Origin of the sequence: Bacillus cereus group sp. MYBK79-1 (genome assembly GCF_051915365.1) — a bacterium.
In the GTDB taxonomy this organism is placed as follows: Bacteria; Bacillota; Bacilli; order Bacillales; family Bacillaceae_G; genus Bacillus_A.
In genome coordinates this window covers 121,201-135,802 of sequence record NZ_JBQAEO010000014.1, presented here as the reverse complement: position 1 = coordinate 135,802, position 14,602 = coordinate 121,201, and the positions used below count along the sequence as shown (strand labels likewise).

Below are 14,602 nucleotides of genomic sequence, written 5' to 3'. Positions count from 1 at the left end.
AGCACCCATCATAAGAAATCTCTCCTTTTCCTCTTTTTTATCAGTGTTGACACATAAAAAGAGGTTCAGACACAAAAACAGGCTGTGGAGAAGACTTTCTCCACAGCCTGATGAAAAAGGTACAGTTTTATACTGTACCTTTTTCATGTTATTCTGTAGCGGGGCTACGTGAAAAAAATAGTTGTAATAAGAAATTAACCCTACTTGATCTACCTGTCGTACTAGCGTGAATGGTGCACAAAGAACTTGAAGTTAATGAGGCTTCAGATTTAGGTGGCACTTTTATTTTTAGTTCTGAATTTCTCCCTTTTGATGTAATTACAGTTATAGTATCCTCAGATAAGTTTACAATTTTAACGACACCAACAGGATATATATTTTGATTAGGGTGCGACGCAGAAGAAAATAAAGTTGATTTCCAGATTGTTTGAGAGGAGTCGCTAATACTCGGACGATTATTAGAATTAGAATTAGAGTTAGAATTGTAATTAGAATTAGAATTGGAGCTAGAACTAGAACTAGAACTAGAACTAGAGCTAGAGCTAGAACTTTGAATGACAGCATTAATGGAAAGTTCTTGTTCAAGAGGTAAAGCGACGTTTGGTTCTTCTGGAAGCGAAGAAAGGAATTTACTGCACATATACATTTCACCTACTTTCAAGCGCGACTGCTATAGTATATTAAATAACTTTCTGAAAAGACACCACACTTGCCTATGTATCATATTTTTTGCACAATATTTGTGAATTAAAGCTTGTTTCTTTAGAATGGAAATAGGGTGTTATTTTTATGAAAGATGGAAAACGTAAAGAGTATGTTTACTAACTAAAAAAGGAAGTGGTAAAGTGAACTATGTCATTATTGGCGGAGATGCAGCTGGTATGAGTGCAGCTATGCAAATTGTTAGAAACGATGAAAATGCAAATGTTGTAACGTTAGAAAAAGGTGAAATTTATTCGTACGCTCAGTGTGGGCTACCGTATGTCATTAGTGGTGCTATCGCTTCAACTGAAAAATTAATTGCGCGTAATGTGAAGACGTTTCGTGATAAATACGGCATTGATGCGAAAGTGCGTCATGAAGTAACGAAAGTAGATACGGAAAAGAAAATGGTGTACGCAGAGCATACGAAGACGAAAGATGTTTTTGAATTTCCGTACGATCGCTTATTAATTGCAACTGGAGTGCGTCCGGTTATGCCAGAATGGGAAGGACGAGAGTTACAAGGCGTTCATCTTTTGAAAACAATTCCGGATGCTGAGCACATATTAAAAACGTTAGAAACGAATAAAGTTGAAGATGTGACAATTATTGGCGGCGGTGCGATTGGACTAGAGATGGCAGAGACATTCGTCGAACTTGGTAAGAAAGTAAGAATGATTGAGCGAAATGATCATATCGGTACAATTTATGATGCAGATATGGCAGAGTATATACATAAAGAAGCAGATAAACATCATATTGAAATTTTAACGAATGAAAATGTAAAAGCATTTAAAGGGAGCGAAAGAGTGGAACAAATTGAAACGGATAAAGGAACGTATAAAGCAGATCTTGTTTTAGTGTCAGTTGGAGTGAAGCCAAATACGGATTTTCTTGAAGGAACAAATATACGTACAAATCATAAAGGAGCAATTGAAGTAAATGCATATATGCAAACGAATGTGCAAGACGTATATGCAGCTGGTGATTGTGCAACACATTACCACGTTATAAAGGAAATTCATGATCATATCCCGCTCGGAACGACTGCTAATAAACAAGGGCGACTTGCTGGACTGAATATGCTTGATAAACGAAGAGCTTTTAAAGGAACGTTAGGTACAGGTATTATTAAATTTATGAATTTGACGCTTGCAAGAACAGGTTTAAATGAAAAAGAAGCAAAAGGACTACATATTCCGTATAAAACGGTCAAAGTAGATTCTACAAATATGGCGGGCTATTATCCAAATGCGAAACCACTTTCCTTGAAATTATTATATCGCTCTGACACGAAACAATTATTAGGCGGACAAGTAATAGGAGAAGAAGGGGTAGATAAACGAATTGATGTGATCGCAATGGCACTTTTCAATAAAATAAGCATTCACGATTTAGAAGATGTCGACTTAAGTTATGCACCACCATATAACAGTGTTTGGGATCCAATTCAACAAGCGGCAAGGCGAGCAGAATAGCACTTTTTAAGTGCTATTTTTTTTGCAAAGGTAGGTAAACTTTTTTAACGAATAATAAAGAGGGAGAAACAGTTACATATAGGGGAAGGGGATTTTTTAAATGGTTGTAACACTTCAAATAGTTCAAGAATCAGAAAAAGAAATATTACGTAATTTATATGCACTATATCTTCATGACCTCTCTACATTCACTCCTAATATAACGATTGGGACAAATGGATTTTTTGAATACGAAGATTTGCACATGTTTTGGGAAAATGACGGAATCACTCCGTATTTTATAAAAGCTGAAAATAGTATTGTAGGGTTTTTATTATTGTTGGAACGTCCGTTTTTGAAGAAGGAAAACGACTTTAGCATAAATGACATTTTCATATTGAATCAGTACAAGGGAAAAGGAATAGGTAAAAGAGTTATTGAGAATGTACTAAAAGAGAAACAAGGACAATATTTCGTTATCGAACTTATGAAAAATGTACCAGCGGTTTCTTTTTGGAAAAAGGTATATAGGGAGCTAAACATCGAATTTGATGAGAAAACACAGATCATCGATGATGAAGAATGTCTCGTTCAAACGTTTAAAATATAATGAAATGGATTCTCTTAGTATATTACTTTGAAATTTAACTTTATTTTGAATATACCATTCGCCCTTGAAAACATAGTACTTATCGCTTATATTTTCATATAGTATTTATTTTAAAATAAAGCAATGAACGAACCAGGGGGCACAGTATGGCAATTAATATGAAAACAATCGAAGAATGGATTGCTGAATCAAATGCAAGACATGAAGAAGACTTTGGACACGTTGTGGAAGAGATGAAAGAAGTGTGCGTCGGACTTGATAATGCGACATTAATTTATACGAAAAATGTATTTTGTTTCGGTAAGAAAGTAGAAGTATTGTTCTTCTTCCAAGATCATGTCGTGATTGGACAAGAAAAAGACGAATATGTTGAAATTGAAAAATTAAAGTATGATGCCATTACACATAGCAACTTAAAAACAAATGACAAAAATACAACACTAGAATTAAAGTTTGCTAACGGACAATCTATCAATTTAGATAGTTTAAATGATAACTACGGTACGAAAAATTGGTTATTCGCGAGACAAATTAAGAGTATTTTTAAATTAATCTAGTAAAAAAGCACGCCGTCCACCGGCGTGCTTCTAATTACACAAATCCCCTTTTAACCAATTCCGCGCCCGATACGCCCCGACAGGAATTTGAATGAGAGACGTTTCATTTCCAGCATCTATTCCGTACAACTGATCACATGAATTTGTATCAAAGCTAAGTAAAGGGTGCCCAGCCATTCCCATTGCGGTTGCGGCGAATACGAGTCTATGAACGAGTATACCAGCTTCCATTTGGTGAATACGGTATCCTCTATAGCTTAATGTATTTGTATAGTAATCTTTCTTTCCGACTACATGTAAGCAAAGCGGTACTTGAAAAAGATTTACGTTATCCATTGTCATAATAGATTGAAGGGGATAACGAAGGTCTCCATACCGTATAGGTTGTATGGAATGAGTTTTACTGTTATAAGCGTAAGCACCGTTTTCTATATCTTTTACGTTATAGAAGCATCCATATAATGAAACTCGCGCATTTTCATTTATATACTTACCGTCAAGATCGTTGTAATAAGGGAAGGAGAGGCTCGCTTCTTGTAGTAAAGTAGCGAGCTCTGCTGCATCCCATTTCGTTAAAGTAAAATCAGCATCAGGAGAATACCGTTGTTTGCAAAGTTGTAAGAAGTCATATGATAATCGCTTTACTTTCGGTAGCTGTACAGCGTGCACATTATGTTGAAAGTGCTCTTTATGATGTAGTGTTTGGAAATGTGCTGTCGATTCGATCATAGAAGCTTCATTTACTTTTGTTATCAGCGGATATTCATTTACATGTTTTGAGCGAACAAAATGTTCATGTGTTAACGGCGGAATTTGCTGCAACAACTCATGAGAAGTAACTGTTTTATTTTCACGATAATCATTATGAAACCAATCATTTTGTGGTTCTGTACTTAAAGGAACAACCGCATACACACTTTCCTCGCCTTCTAATAGGCCAAGTAAATGATTGATTGCCCGGTCTAGAAACTGAAAGTATACGCCATTTGTGAAACCGAATTGTTTGGCACATTCCAGTAATTGTCCGATGAGAACGCCACTATCTAATCCTTGAAGTCGATATGAAAAGTTATTGTATTTAAAGTAGTTTTTCCAAAACATAGTGGATACGAATGCAGCGCCAAAACAAGACTGTATGTTACAACGATTGCCAAGTGCTTCCGAAATATAAGAATCGAAATTTCCTTCGCGAAGTAAAACAAGCCGGTGATGCGCAGCGTCGTAATGGTAAATGCCGTCTGGATAACCGTCAATCTTTAAATATACATACAATTCATTTGGATATAAAGCGCCTCCTGAAGGGATAGATCTTCGGAATAAAATTTTCTCGCTATTTAGCTGACATAATTGTGTTAAACCAAATGAGGACCAAAGGTAATGACCAATCTCCTTCAAAGTAGGTGTAGTAGAAGAGTTAGGTAAAAATAATGGGATTTCTAAAGAGAGAGGGAGGACAGGTACATTTCGATATAATTTATAAGGAAGCGGTGCATCTTCCCAGTCCACTTCCTGATTCGGCATAATTTCATCGATAGAAAAATGGAGATGATGTAAAAAAGTATCCAGCTGCATAGAATCCCCTCCTTTACTATGGAAACGGATGCGGATGTGGATTTAATTGTTCGTTCGTTAAAGGCTCAGTGCTATATCCAAGCGTCATCGGTACGGTATACACTCTATCCAGTCCTGTAACCCGAGTGAGATGGTGGCCGAACGTCATCGGTAACATGCCTGGAATAATGACTTTTACGCAATGTAATCCGTTCTTTTCTATAAGAGGTACTGTTTGATCTATAACGATTACTTCAAGTCCAGATTGCTCTAGACGGTTTAAAAGTTGATGAAGATCGGATGTTAAATCCAGATTAACTGATTGTAATGCATTCATTTCTTGAAACGATTGCACTGGTGCATCGTCACGTAAAAGGAAGTGAAGACGTTCTTCCGCTTCTTTTAATCCGTACAGCATACTATGGTCTTCCATTTTACTTACGAGATAAGGGTCTTGTAAGCAGTTTTCGTAGTGCTCTCTTTTTTGTTCGAGTTCATCATCTGTTATAAGTAACATGCCTGCTATTTCGTGAATGGCACTCTTTAAAGCGCGGACTGGGTCCAAATGAGAGCCTCCAGCACAAACAACGTTCATTCCATTTTCACGCGTATTTTTCGCAATTACCCATAAGCTTGGGATACCGTGTTCCATCGTTGCGTTAAAAGCGTGTAATTCATAACCAGTAATCGTGTATAGCCGCTGAATCATTAATTGTAATTCCGTATCATTTGCCGAACTAAGATCAAGGCGGGGAAGAGGTAATTCCGTATACCAAGTGAGCAAGAAGGCGTCACGCTCTACAATTTCTAAAATGCCGTGAAAAATTGCTTCTTCTAAACTACCACCAATAGCACATCCATTTGATGTTTCATATACGTAAGCATCTCGATGACCGAGGCTATAATAAGCGATCGATTCAGGAACTAAAATCGGCTGATTTTGTAGTAAAGAGTATCCCCATACCCAATTTTGTTTGTATTCAGGATCAAATGGTTTAAAGGGAAAACTATCGCGATTGTAATGTTCATTTGTATGTACACCGAGGGAGAGGGGATTCAGTGCATAATCCTCTAAATCATGAAAACTACCATGCACATTCGTCTTTTTTCCTCGAGGTGACATACCACAATATCGTTCTAAACCTTCTAAAATAGCAGTTGCTTCACTTATCGCAAATGAAAGAGTTCGACCTGCGACCCCTTCATTTCCAAACATTAATGGCATGTTTATAATAACGTCAGCAAACGGTAATAAAGAATGTTGCATTTTTCCGTTCAACATACCGACGCGGTAATCTAAATAATCTCTCGTTAAAAATGTGTTTAGTTCATGAATGGAACGACAGCGATATGTTGTATCACTTGTTTTTAAGCTCGGTTGTAATGAAATCACAGCTGCATCTGCTGTGTCATCAGGCAAATTGCTGCATACAGGGCAGAGGGGATCTGGAAGAAAAGAATGCCGCGTACATTGCAGTGTTTGTAAGTTTAGTAAAATGAGTTCATTTTCTAAAGAAGAAGGGTGATGAGCTAATATTTTCTCTGTCTCTGCGCAAATAAGATGGCACATTTGTAACATGCCATTTTGGGTGGCACGTACATCACGCCTCGTTACGTTATCTTCTTTTACCGCGTATTTTCGTTGTAGCTCCCACATTTCTTTTTGATCAAAGCCAGCGATAAAGCGTCGTCCATCGGCACAATGGGTACATCCATTTGCAAGAGGATGAATGTAAGGCCCGATAATACCTTCACCAAATGAAGTAAACCCGCGTAACCACGGAATTTGATTGGAACGGAAAATTAGCTCCGCATCATGATGAATAGCAGAAGGAGAGCCATCGTGTAATACGAGAGCGAGTTGAATATTTTCAGGGAGTTCGTCTGTAATAGTATGTTGGCGAATGATGGAAAATTGTTCGCTTAATTGATTGTGTACATAGTCTGCAAGTAAGCCATCTCCTATAAGCAATATATTTTGAGTCATAGACTATCCTCCTTTGCAATTAATACCCCGTACACACCATCTAAGTTTTCTTTCAAAAAAGGTTCAATTGCTAAATCAAACACGAATGGATAAAAATTATGTTCTTCTAAATGTTGTAAGGCAAGCTGTACTGATTGCGTGTTTGGAATTTCTTCTTCCGCTTGTATTTCTAACCTAAAAGAATCCGTGTCATATAAAATAATAGAGGATTCAGGCAAGATATTAGCTCTGTAAGGAGTCTCTTCATTTTGAATGTGAAGAAGTGATAGTTGTAGTGCGTTTCGTAACGCTAACGTCGTATTAATATTAGAGGCACCGTACCATCGATCATTTATACCGACCCAAACAACTGGAAAGCTGAGAATCTCTTCACTTACTGCTATTTTAGGTGTTTCATGAATTGTAGCGAGAGCATCGTAATAAAATCTACAATGTTTATCATGAATTTCGGTTAAGTTGACTGTCGTAATTTCTTCTAGCATATGTGATTGCCGTTCATACAATTTGTTATTTAAATGTTGTTGTATTGCCCGGTATACACCTTCTGTCATCGTTTCCCCAGCGCCAATACCGATATCGTTATGTTCAGGGATAAGGCGGTGCATAATTTCTGCTACATAAGTTTCAATTCCTACTAAACCAGCTTCTCGGCGCGCTTGATTATGAGTTAAACCAGTGCAAGTCATAAGAGGCAGGAGGGAAGTAGGACCATCTGATAGTGGTGTAGCTACTTGAATATGGCATTGTGATAACGGTAATTGATGTAAATCTTGTTCATCCCATACATGGAATATACCAGCTTCTTTAGAAGTTAATGAATCGAAAAAACGAAATAAATCAGTTGAAGTATGTTGGCTAGAACGATATTCAAGTTGTTCAGAAAGATTTTCTATCGTATCAATTGTAAAACTTTCATCAGTTGCGAGAGGATGTTTTATAAAAGGATGCCATGCTCCTTCGAGTGTTTCATAGTTTAATAAGAAGAATTGGGGATTCTTTTCCCGGTGTGAATCATCAGCAACATGTTTAAATAATTCAAAAACGATTATATTTGCTAACATTGCAGATGTAATAGGTGAAAATGATGCTGCTGAATGTTCATTTTGTAAAGTTGTTTCATGTAGTCGATGCCATGCGGATTCCCAGCATTCTTCACGATTCGCTGTTACGACAGGGCCAGCTATACCAAGTGTTGATAAACAGACGGCCGGTATGAATTTCTTTCCTATTTCTCTACAAATCGTGTGAACAGCTCTTAAACCTTCAATATCTCCATTTTGAGAAACGTACAAAATCCAGTCGAAAGGCTCGAACACTTCATGAAGGGGACGATCAATTGTCGTATCTATTTCTTGAACTAGTACAGTATCATCTACTTCATGTGCACGTACTATTAGCTCATAAATGCGGTCGTAATTCGTATCCTCATAATCTGTCACAAGGTAATGAAAGGTAGGTAATCCGGATTCTAATAAAGAAGAAACTAAGGATGTAAGCATATCTCCAGAACCAACTATAAGGACATTTGCCGCGCGATACGTTTCGAATTTTAAAGCGCCTGAATGAGAATCTGCTTCTAGAAATTCAATTTGCGAAGCATACCTGTCGAGTAGCGCGCTGTTTAATTCATGAGGTGCATCTTGACTTACATCCCGAACGAAACCATTTTCATATAAAATCTCTCCGATTTCAAATACACGATTTTGATAGGGGAGAGGGAGACCATCGGTTATTTCTGCTAAAGAGTAATTACCGTTAAACATCGGCATTAATTTTTCAATCCAGTTGTAAATTCCATCACCGTCCATACGAAATGAACTGGCGTTATTTCGAAAATAGACACCCCCGTTTGAGTCGGGGAGGAAGAAGGTATCCTTATTTGCTTTAAGTTTTGCATCAATTGGAAGGTTACTCATTTTAATCCTCCTTACGTTCTAGGCATACATTATTAGCTTATGTCATGAAATTTGTCCCGTATGAACGCAAAAAAAAGCTGTAGAATGATTCATTCTACAGCCTGTAATAGATTATTAATCCATCAACCTTCTAATAATAATGATTTTGGATCTTCAAGCATATCTTTAACAGCAACAAGGAAGCTAACTGCTTCTTTACCATCAACGATACGGTGATCGTAAGATAAAGCGATGTACATCATTGGACGGTTTTCCATACGTTCTGCATCAATTGCAACAGGACGTACTTGGATTTTGTGCATTCCTAAAATACCAACTTGCGGGCTGTTTAGGATCGGTGTTGACATTAGAGAACCGAACACACCACCGTTTGTAATTGTGAATGTACCACCTTGTAACTCTTTTAATGAAAGTTTGTTGTCACGTGCTTTCATACCTAAATTACGAATTTCGCTTTCGATTTCAGCGAAGTTTAATTGGTTAGCATCGCGTACAACTGGAACAACTAGTCCATCTGGAGCTGCTACTGCAATACCGATATCGTAGAATTTTTTAATGATAAGCTCGTCGCCTTGAATTTCAGCATTTAATAATGGGAATTGTTTTAATGCTGCAACAACTGCTTTTGTGAAGAATGACATGAAACCAAGACGTACATCATGTTTTTTCTCGAAAGCGTCTTTACGCTCTTTACGTAATTCCATGATTGCAGTCATATCAACTTCGTTAAATGTTGTTAACATTGCAGATGTTTGTTGAACTTCTACAAGACGTTTTGCAATTGTTTGACGGCGGCGGGACATTTTCACACGCTCAACTGGTTTTTCGAATTCCGTTTTTGCAACTGGAGCAGGAGCTGGACTTTTTGGAGCAGCTGGTGCTTCTTTTGGTGCTGCAGCATGAGCTTGTACATCGTGTGGTCTCACACGTCCAAGTGGATCTGTGCTACGTACGTCATTTAAGTCGATTCCTAATTCACGAGCCATTTTTCTAGCAGCTGGTGATGCGATAGGACGGTTCGTATTTGGTAAACCTTGTAAAGTTGCAGCTTGCTCAGCATTTGGAGCCGCAGCTTTCGGTGCTTCAGTTGTTTCTTGTTTTGGCTGTTCAGCAGCCGGTGCAGGTGTACTTACTGCAACTGGTGCTCCGTTTGCATCTAAAATTGCGATAGTTGCGCCAACTTCAACTGTATCCCCAGGTTCGCCTAGTAACTTCGATACAATACCTGAATCTTCTGCAATGATTTCTACATTGACTTTATCAGTTTCAAGCTCAACAACGCTGCCACCTTTCTCAACTTTGTCACCTACGTTGATAAGCCATTGTGAGATAGTTCCTTCAGTAATAGATTCTGCAAGCTCAGGTACTTTAATTTCGATCATTTTAAATGTCCTCCCCTTATTTGCCTAACGGTGTGTTTTTTCTTCTTTTGTCTTCGGTAATCTCCATTTGTTAGCCTGCCCCCGGGCAGAATATCTGTCCGGGGAGCAGGCTAGAAACCTTCATTGTTACTTTCAGTTGCTGAAAACTTCAATTTCTTGTTTATCTTGACGGAAGTTATATTTCACATCTAAAGCGTGTGCAACAATTAGTTCTTGCTCAGCTTTGTGAGCGAATGGATCGCCACCAGATGGGCTAGAGCGATCTGGACGTCCAATATAACCTGTTTTCACTTTATCTCCAGCAAGTTCGAACAGAATTGGAGCCATGTAATGCCATGCGCCCATATTACGAGGTTCTTCTTGAACCCAAATAATTTCTTCTAAGTTTTTAAAGCGTTTAATAATAGATTGAACTTTCTCAGCAGGGAATGGGTACAGCTGTTCAATACGAACGACATGAACTTCATCTAAGTTATACTCATGTTTACCAGACTCAATTTCTGCTGCTAAGTCAATCGCCATTTTACCTGTGCTTAAAACAAGACGTTTTACTTTAGTTGGTTTTGCACCAAGGTTTTCTTGTTCTAGAGCAGGTTGGAAACGTCCTTCGCTTAACTGACTAGCAGTTGAAAGCGTAAGTGGGTGACGTAATAAACTCTTCGGCGTCATCAATACTAATGGTCGAACAGCTTCTGTTCCTAAGATAGATGCTTGACGACGTAAAATATGGAAGTATTGTGCCGCGCTCGTTAAGTTTGCAACTGTCCAGTTATTCTCAGCAGCTAACTGTAAGAATCGCTCTGGACGTGCACTAGAGTGCTCTGGTCCTTGACCTTCATAACCGTGTGGTAATAGAAGAACTAAACCAGATTTCTGACCCCATTTTGCTCTTCCAGCTGAAACATATTGATCAAATAATGCTTGCGCAGTGTTTGAGAAGTCACCATATTGCGCTTCCCACATAACAAGCGTTTCTGGAGCGAATACGTTATAACCATACTCGTAACCAACAACAGCAGCCTCTGATAACGGACTGTTATGAACAGAGAATGAAGCGTTAATGTTTGGTAAGCGATGTAATGGTGAATATGTTTCATTTGTATCAGTATCGTGTAATACGATGTGGCGGTGCGCGAATGTACCACGCTGTGAATCTTGACCAGTTAAACGAATTGGCGTACCTTCTTGTAAAATAGAAGCGAATGCTAATGACTCAGCAAGTGCCCATTCAATTTTACCGTTCTCTTCAAGAGCATCTTTACGGCGCTCAAGAATTTTCTTCACTTTCGGATATACGTTAAAGCCTTCTGGCCAAGATAGTAGACCTTCATTAATTGCACGAAGTGAGTCAAGCTCAATACCAGTATCAATTGGCTGAATGCCTTTTGCAACAACATCTGGTACTTTAACGTGAATTGTTGCATCGCTCGTATCAGCTGGTGGTACTTGTGCATAGTCAGACTTTAATTGTTCTTGCGTAAACTGTGTAATTGTTTCAACCTCATCTGCATTTAGAACACCAGCAGCTTGTAATTGATCTGCATAAATTGCTCTTACAGTTGGGTGATTTTTAATCTTTTTGTACACTTGTGGTTGTGTAACTGCTGGGTCATCCATTTCGTTATGACCGTAGCGGCGGTAACCAATTAAATCGATTAAGAAATCTTTTTTGAACAATGTACGATATTGAATCGCAAGGTTAGCAGCTGCAAGACAAGCTTCCGGATCATCAGCGTTCACGTGAACAATCGGAATATCGAAACCTTTTGCAAGGTCACTTGAATATTTCGTAGAACGAGAATCATAGCTATCAGTCGTAAAACCAACTGCATTGTTTGCGATAACATGAATTGTTCCGCCCGTTTGGTACGCGTTCAATCTGCTTAAGTTCAACGTTTCAGATACAATACCTTGACCAGGGAATGCAGCATCGCCATGAACTAAAATTACGAATGATTTTGAAGTATCTTGTTCTGGAAGACCAGATTTTTTACGATTTTCTTGAGCCGCACGTGCGAAACCTTCCACAACAGGGTTAACGAACTCAAGGTGACTCGGGTTATTTGCTAATGTAACGCGAGTGCTAACTTCTTCATTACTAACGACTTGTTCTCTACCTAAATGGTATTTCACGTCGCCAGTCCATCCAGAGTTTGCCACTGCGCCTTCTATTTTTGCATGTTTGAACTCAGCAAACATGTGACTATATGGTTTTTCTAATACGTGTGCAAGTACGCTTAGACGACCGCGGTGAGCCATACCAATCATGACATCTTCTACGCCGTTCTTTGCACCTTCTAGAACAATTTCATCTAGAACAGGCACAAGCATATCAACGCCCTCGATAGAGAAACGCTTTTGCCCAACGAATGTTTTATGCAAGAATTGCTCGAAACCTTCAACAGCTGTTAAACGTTTTAAAAGAGCAGTTCGTTTTTTATTTGATAGTGGTTGACGCAATGAATTTGATTCCACCATTTGATGCAACCACGCGCGTTCTTCACTATCTTGTATATGAGAAAATTCATAAGCTAAAGATTTTGTATAAACGTCTTTTAATCTATGAATTACATCAAGTGCAGTGTGAATACCTTCTGGTGCATCTTGCCATACTGTTTTCGCTGGAATCGCTTTCAAGTCAGCATCACTCAGTTCGTTCATTGCTTTCTCAAGAAGAGATTGTCCATTAGCAGCATCTTCCATCGGGTTGATGTGAGCCAACGTATGCCCGAAAGAACGAATCTGTTCAACAAGTTGAACGACTTTAAGAATTTTTTCAATGTTCCCTGTGTTTTGAGGAGAAAAATGTGTTGCTGTGTTGTCCCCTGTTACGACATCATCTTGAAACGAAGGAGCTCCAAAAATTTCAAAAAGCTCTTGTAATTCCGGATCAACAGAACCTGCTCCAGTTACGTAAAGATCATACTGCTCAATAACATAACCAAGGTTCGGACCGTGGAACTTGGCCCAAGGGTTTGTCGTTGTATTCTTCCTCGTCATTTGTTTAAACCTCCCAATGCATATAATCCTTTTTCCATACAAAAGGTGCATTTTGCTCTTTTCAATAATTGATGAACCAATAATCAATGTAAATGTTTTCTTTACTCTTATGTTATTACAATAATTTACATAATACCAAACACTATTACTTATCTGTTTTGTAAAAAAACATTCACAATAACTTATCACCCAAGTTAATCTTTCATGTTATAAAGTAATTTCACAGAAAAACAGGGTGGATATATTTGGTATACCTACACGAATAACTAAAATTGTTGCATGTAAATATAAGTATAATAATTAGAATGTTTCGATAAAATCGAGTTCGAATTATGTATATTGAAATAATAAGCGCTTTCATTGATATTATACAACAATATAACGGAATATAGTATAAAAAATAAAAAATTATGAATTTATCGTAAACTTTATTTAGATAGTGTTAAATATCGAAAGGAAAGTGAAGGATTTCTACAAAAAAAGTTGCTAAACATAAAAAATGCTTCATAAACAGTTAGTTTCTGTAAATATGACGAAAAACAACGTAAAACCAATAACGCATCTCATGGAATAAAGAGGGGAATGAAATATTTTAAAAGGATAAAACAAATAGGGAGATATTAAATTTTCATAGAAAAGGGGAGGAGATATAGTAACGGATATATACATTCTTCCATGTTTCATTTCAAAATAGACGTGCTGAAACTGAAAAAGTTTCTTCTATATAAATAGAACGAAAAATGAACATAATGGATGTAAAGGAAACTTGACGTAAAGCTTACTTTACATATATACTCGGTATAAGGGAGGAGGGAGAAATTTCCTTGGAAAATAAAATGGTCGAATACCGCAAGAAATTTGGACTATCTCAAGAAAAATTGGCTGAGAAACTTGGAGTTTCCAGACAAACCATCATTTCAATTGAAAAGGGAAAATATGATCCATCACTTCCGCTAGCATTTGAAATAGCAAAAACATTTCAGACAACGATAGAACATGTATTTATTTATGGAGGAAAAGAAGGGGAGGAATAGGGATGAACTATTCACAAAAGTACTTTTTAATTATGGGAATTATTTTCTTTATTATGAGCGGAACTATGGTATTAGCGGGCATAATGACGCATTCCGCACCACCGGCTCCAACGTATACAGTACTTGCGATGATGATTATGTGTTTCTGTTTAAGTTACTTACACCCACAATTTAAAGAAAAAGATGAGCGAATGAAACTCATTCGTTATAAAGGAATGTTCTTCAGCTTTTTTGCGCTAACGGCATATTATCTTCTTTTCTCTTTCGGCTTAAACTTAAAAATACTTACACTATCTGCTACTGAACTATTGAACATACTAATGGCACTTACGATGAGTACAGTTTTTATCTCATTTGTTGTTTTATCGAAAAGATATTAAGATGGAAGAGAGAAAGGAAGATTAAC

General features: G+C 37.7%; 11 protein-coding genes. 5 read left to right on the top strand and 6 right to left on the bottom strand.

Features of this window, described 5'->3' with window-relative positions:
* Window positions 1-148: 148 nt before the first annotated feature.
* A complete protein-coding gene (locus ACTFOB_RS20510) occupies window positions 149-640 on the bottom strand; it encodes a hypothetical protein (protein ID WP_440025432.1) in 492 nt (163 codons plus the stop codon).
* 205 nt (window positions 641-845) lie between these two features.
* Here ACTFOB_RS20510 and ACTFOB_RS20505 point away from each other — a divergent pair, with 205 nt between their 5' ends.
* The 3 genes from ACTFOB_RS20505 to ACTFOB_RS20495 all read left to right on the top strand — a co-directional run bounded on the left by ACTFOB_RS20505 (window position 846) and on the right by ACTFOB_RS20495 (window position 3,326).
* The gene (locus tag ACTFOB_RS20505) at window positions 846-2,180 is read left to right on the top strand and encodes an FAD-dependent oxidoreductase (protein ID WP_440025426.1); all 1,335 of its coding nucleotides are present in this window, start codon (window positions 846-848) and stop codon (window positions 2,178-2,180) included.
* Window positions 2,181-2,280: 100 nt separating this feature from the next.
* Entirely contained in the window at window positions 2,281-2,769 is a 489-nt protein-coding gene (locus tag ACTFOB_RS20500; protein WP_440025424.1) for a GNAT family N-acetyltransferase, read from the top strand.
* 146 nt (window positions 2,770-2,915) lie between these two features.
* Window positions 2,916-3,326, top strand: a complete 411-nt coding sequence (locus ACTFOB_RS20495; protein ID WP_440025423.1) for a DUF3908 family protein — start codon at window positions 2,916-2,918, stop codon at window positions 3,324-3,326.
* A 30-nt stretch (window positions 3,327-3,356) separates the two neighbouring features.
* Here the strand turns inward: ACTFOB_RS20495 and ACTFOB_RS20490 are convergent, their stop codons facing one another.
* From ACTFOB_RS20490 to odhA, 5 genes are all read right to left on the bottom strand, one after another.
* Window positions 3,357-4,898 carry a SagB family peptide dehydrogenase gene (locus ACTFOB_RS20490; RefSeq protein WP_440025421.1) on the bottom strand — a complete coding sequence of 514 codons (1,542 nt, stop codon included), beginning with the start codon at window positions 4,896-4,898 and terminating at the stop codon, window positions 3,357-3,359.
* 16 nt (window positions 4,899-4,914) lie between these two features.
* Window positions 4,915-6,864, bottom strand: coding sequence for a TOMM precursor leader peptide-binding protein (locus ACTFOB_RS20485; protein ID WP_440025419.1), 1,950 nt, complete (start codon window positions 6,862-6,864; stop codon window positions 4,915-4,917).
* Entirely contained in the window at window positions 6,861-8,780 is a 1,920-nt protein-coding gene (locus tag ACTFOB_RS20480; RefSeq protein WP_440025417.1) for a putative thiazole-containing bacteriocin maturation protein, read from the bottom strand. Before ACTFOB_RS20480 ends, ACTFOB_RS20485 begins: the two co-directional genes overlap by 4 nt.
* Before the next feature lie 122 nt (window positions 8,781-8,902).
* Window positions 8,903-10,162, bottom strand: a complete 1,260-nt coding sequence (gene odhB, locus ACTFOB_RS20475) for a 2-oxoglutarate dehydrogenase complex dihydrolipoyllysine-residue succinyltransferase (RefSeq protein WP_000569904.1) — start codon at window positions 10,160-10,162, stop codon at window positions 8,903-8,905.
* A gap of 132 nt (window positions 10,163-10,294) precedes the next feature.
* A complete protein-coding gene (gene odhA, locus ACTFOB_RS20470; protein ID WP_440025416.1) occupies window positions 10,295-13,162 on the bottom strand; it encodes a 2-oxoglutarate dehydrogenase E1 component in 2,868 nt (955 codons plus the stop codon).
* A gap of 824 nt (window positions 13,163-13,986) precedes the next feature.
* Here odhA and ACTFOB_RS20465 point away from each other — a divergent pair.
* Together ACTFOB_RS20465 and ACTFOB_RS20460 are read left to right on the top strand one after the other, a co-directional pair.
* Window positions 13,987-14,196 carry a helix-turn-helix transcriptional regulator gene (locus ACTFOB_RS20465; RefSeq protein WP_071722192.1) on the top strand — a complete coding sequence of 70 codons (210 nt, stop codon included), beginning with the start codon at window positions 13,987-13,989 and terminating at the stop codon, window positions 14,194-14,196.
* A 2-nt stretch (window positions 14,197-14,198) separates the two neighbouring features.
* A complete protein-coding gene (locus ACTFOB_RS20460) occupies window positions 14,199-14,576 on the top strand; it encodes a permease (protein WP_440025414.1) in 378 nt (125 codons plus the stop codon).
* Window positions 14,577-14,602: the final 26 nt, after the last annotated feature.

Coding starts and splice junctions, on each gene's coding strand:
- ACTFOB_RS20510 (WP_440025432.1), bottom strand. CDS start 640: ATGTGCAGTAAATTCCTTTCTTCGCTTCCAGAAGAACCAAACGTCGCT.
- ACTFOB_RS20500 (WP_440025424.1), top strand. CDS start 2,281: ATGGTTGTAACACTTCAAATAGTTCAAGAATCAGAAAAAGAAATATTA.
- ACTFOB_RS20495 (WP_440025423.1), top strand. CDS start 2,916: ATGGCAATTAATATGAAAACAATCGAAGAATGGATTGCTGAATCAAAT.
- ACTFOB_RS20490 (WP_440025421.1), bottom strand. CDS start 4,898: ATGCAGCTGGATACTTTTTTACATCATCTCCATTTTTCTATCGATGAA.
- ACTFOB_RS20485 (WP_440025419.1), bottom strand. CDS start 6,864: ATGACTCAAAATATATTGCTTATAGGAGATGGCTTACTTGCAGACTAT.
- ACTFOB_RS20480 (WP_440025417.1), bottom strand. CDS start 8,780: ATGAGTAACCTTCCAATTGATGCAAAACTTAAAGCAAATAAGGATACC.
- odhB (WP_000569904.1), bottom strand. CDS start 10,162: ATGATCGAAATTAAAGTACCTGAGCTTGCAGAATCTATTACTGAAGGA.
- odhA (WP_440025416.1), bottom strand. CDS start 13,162: ATGACGAGGAAGAATACAACGACAAACCCTTGGGCCAAGTTCCACGGT.
- ACTFOB_RS20460 (WP_440025414.1), top strand. CDS start 14,199: ATGAACTATTCACAAAAGTACTTTTTAATTATGGGAATTATTTTCTTT.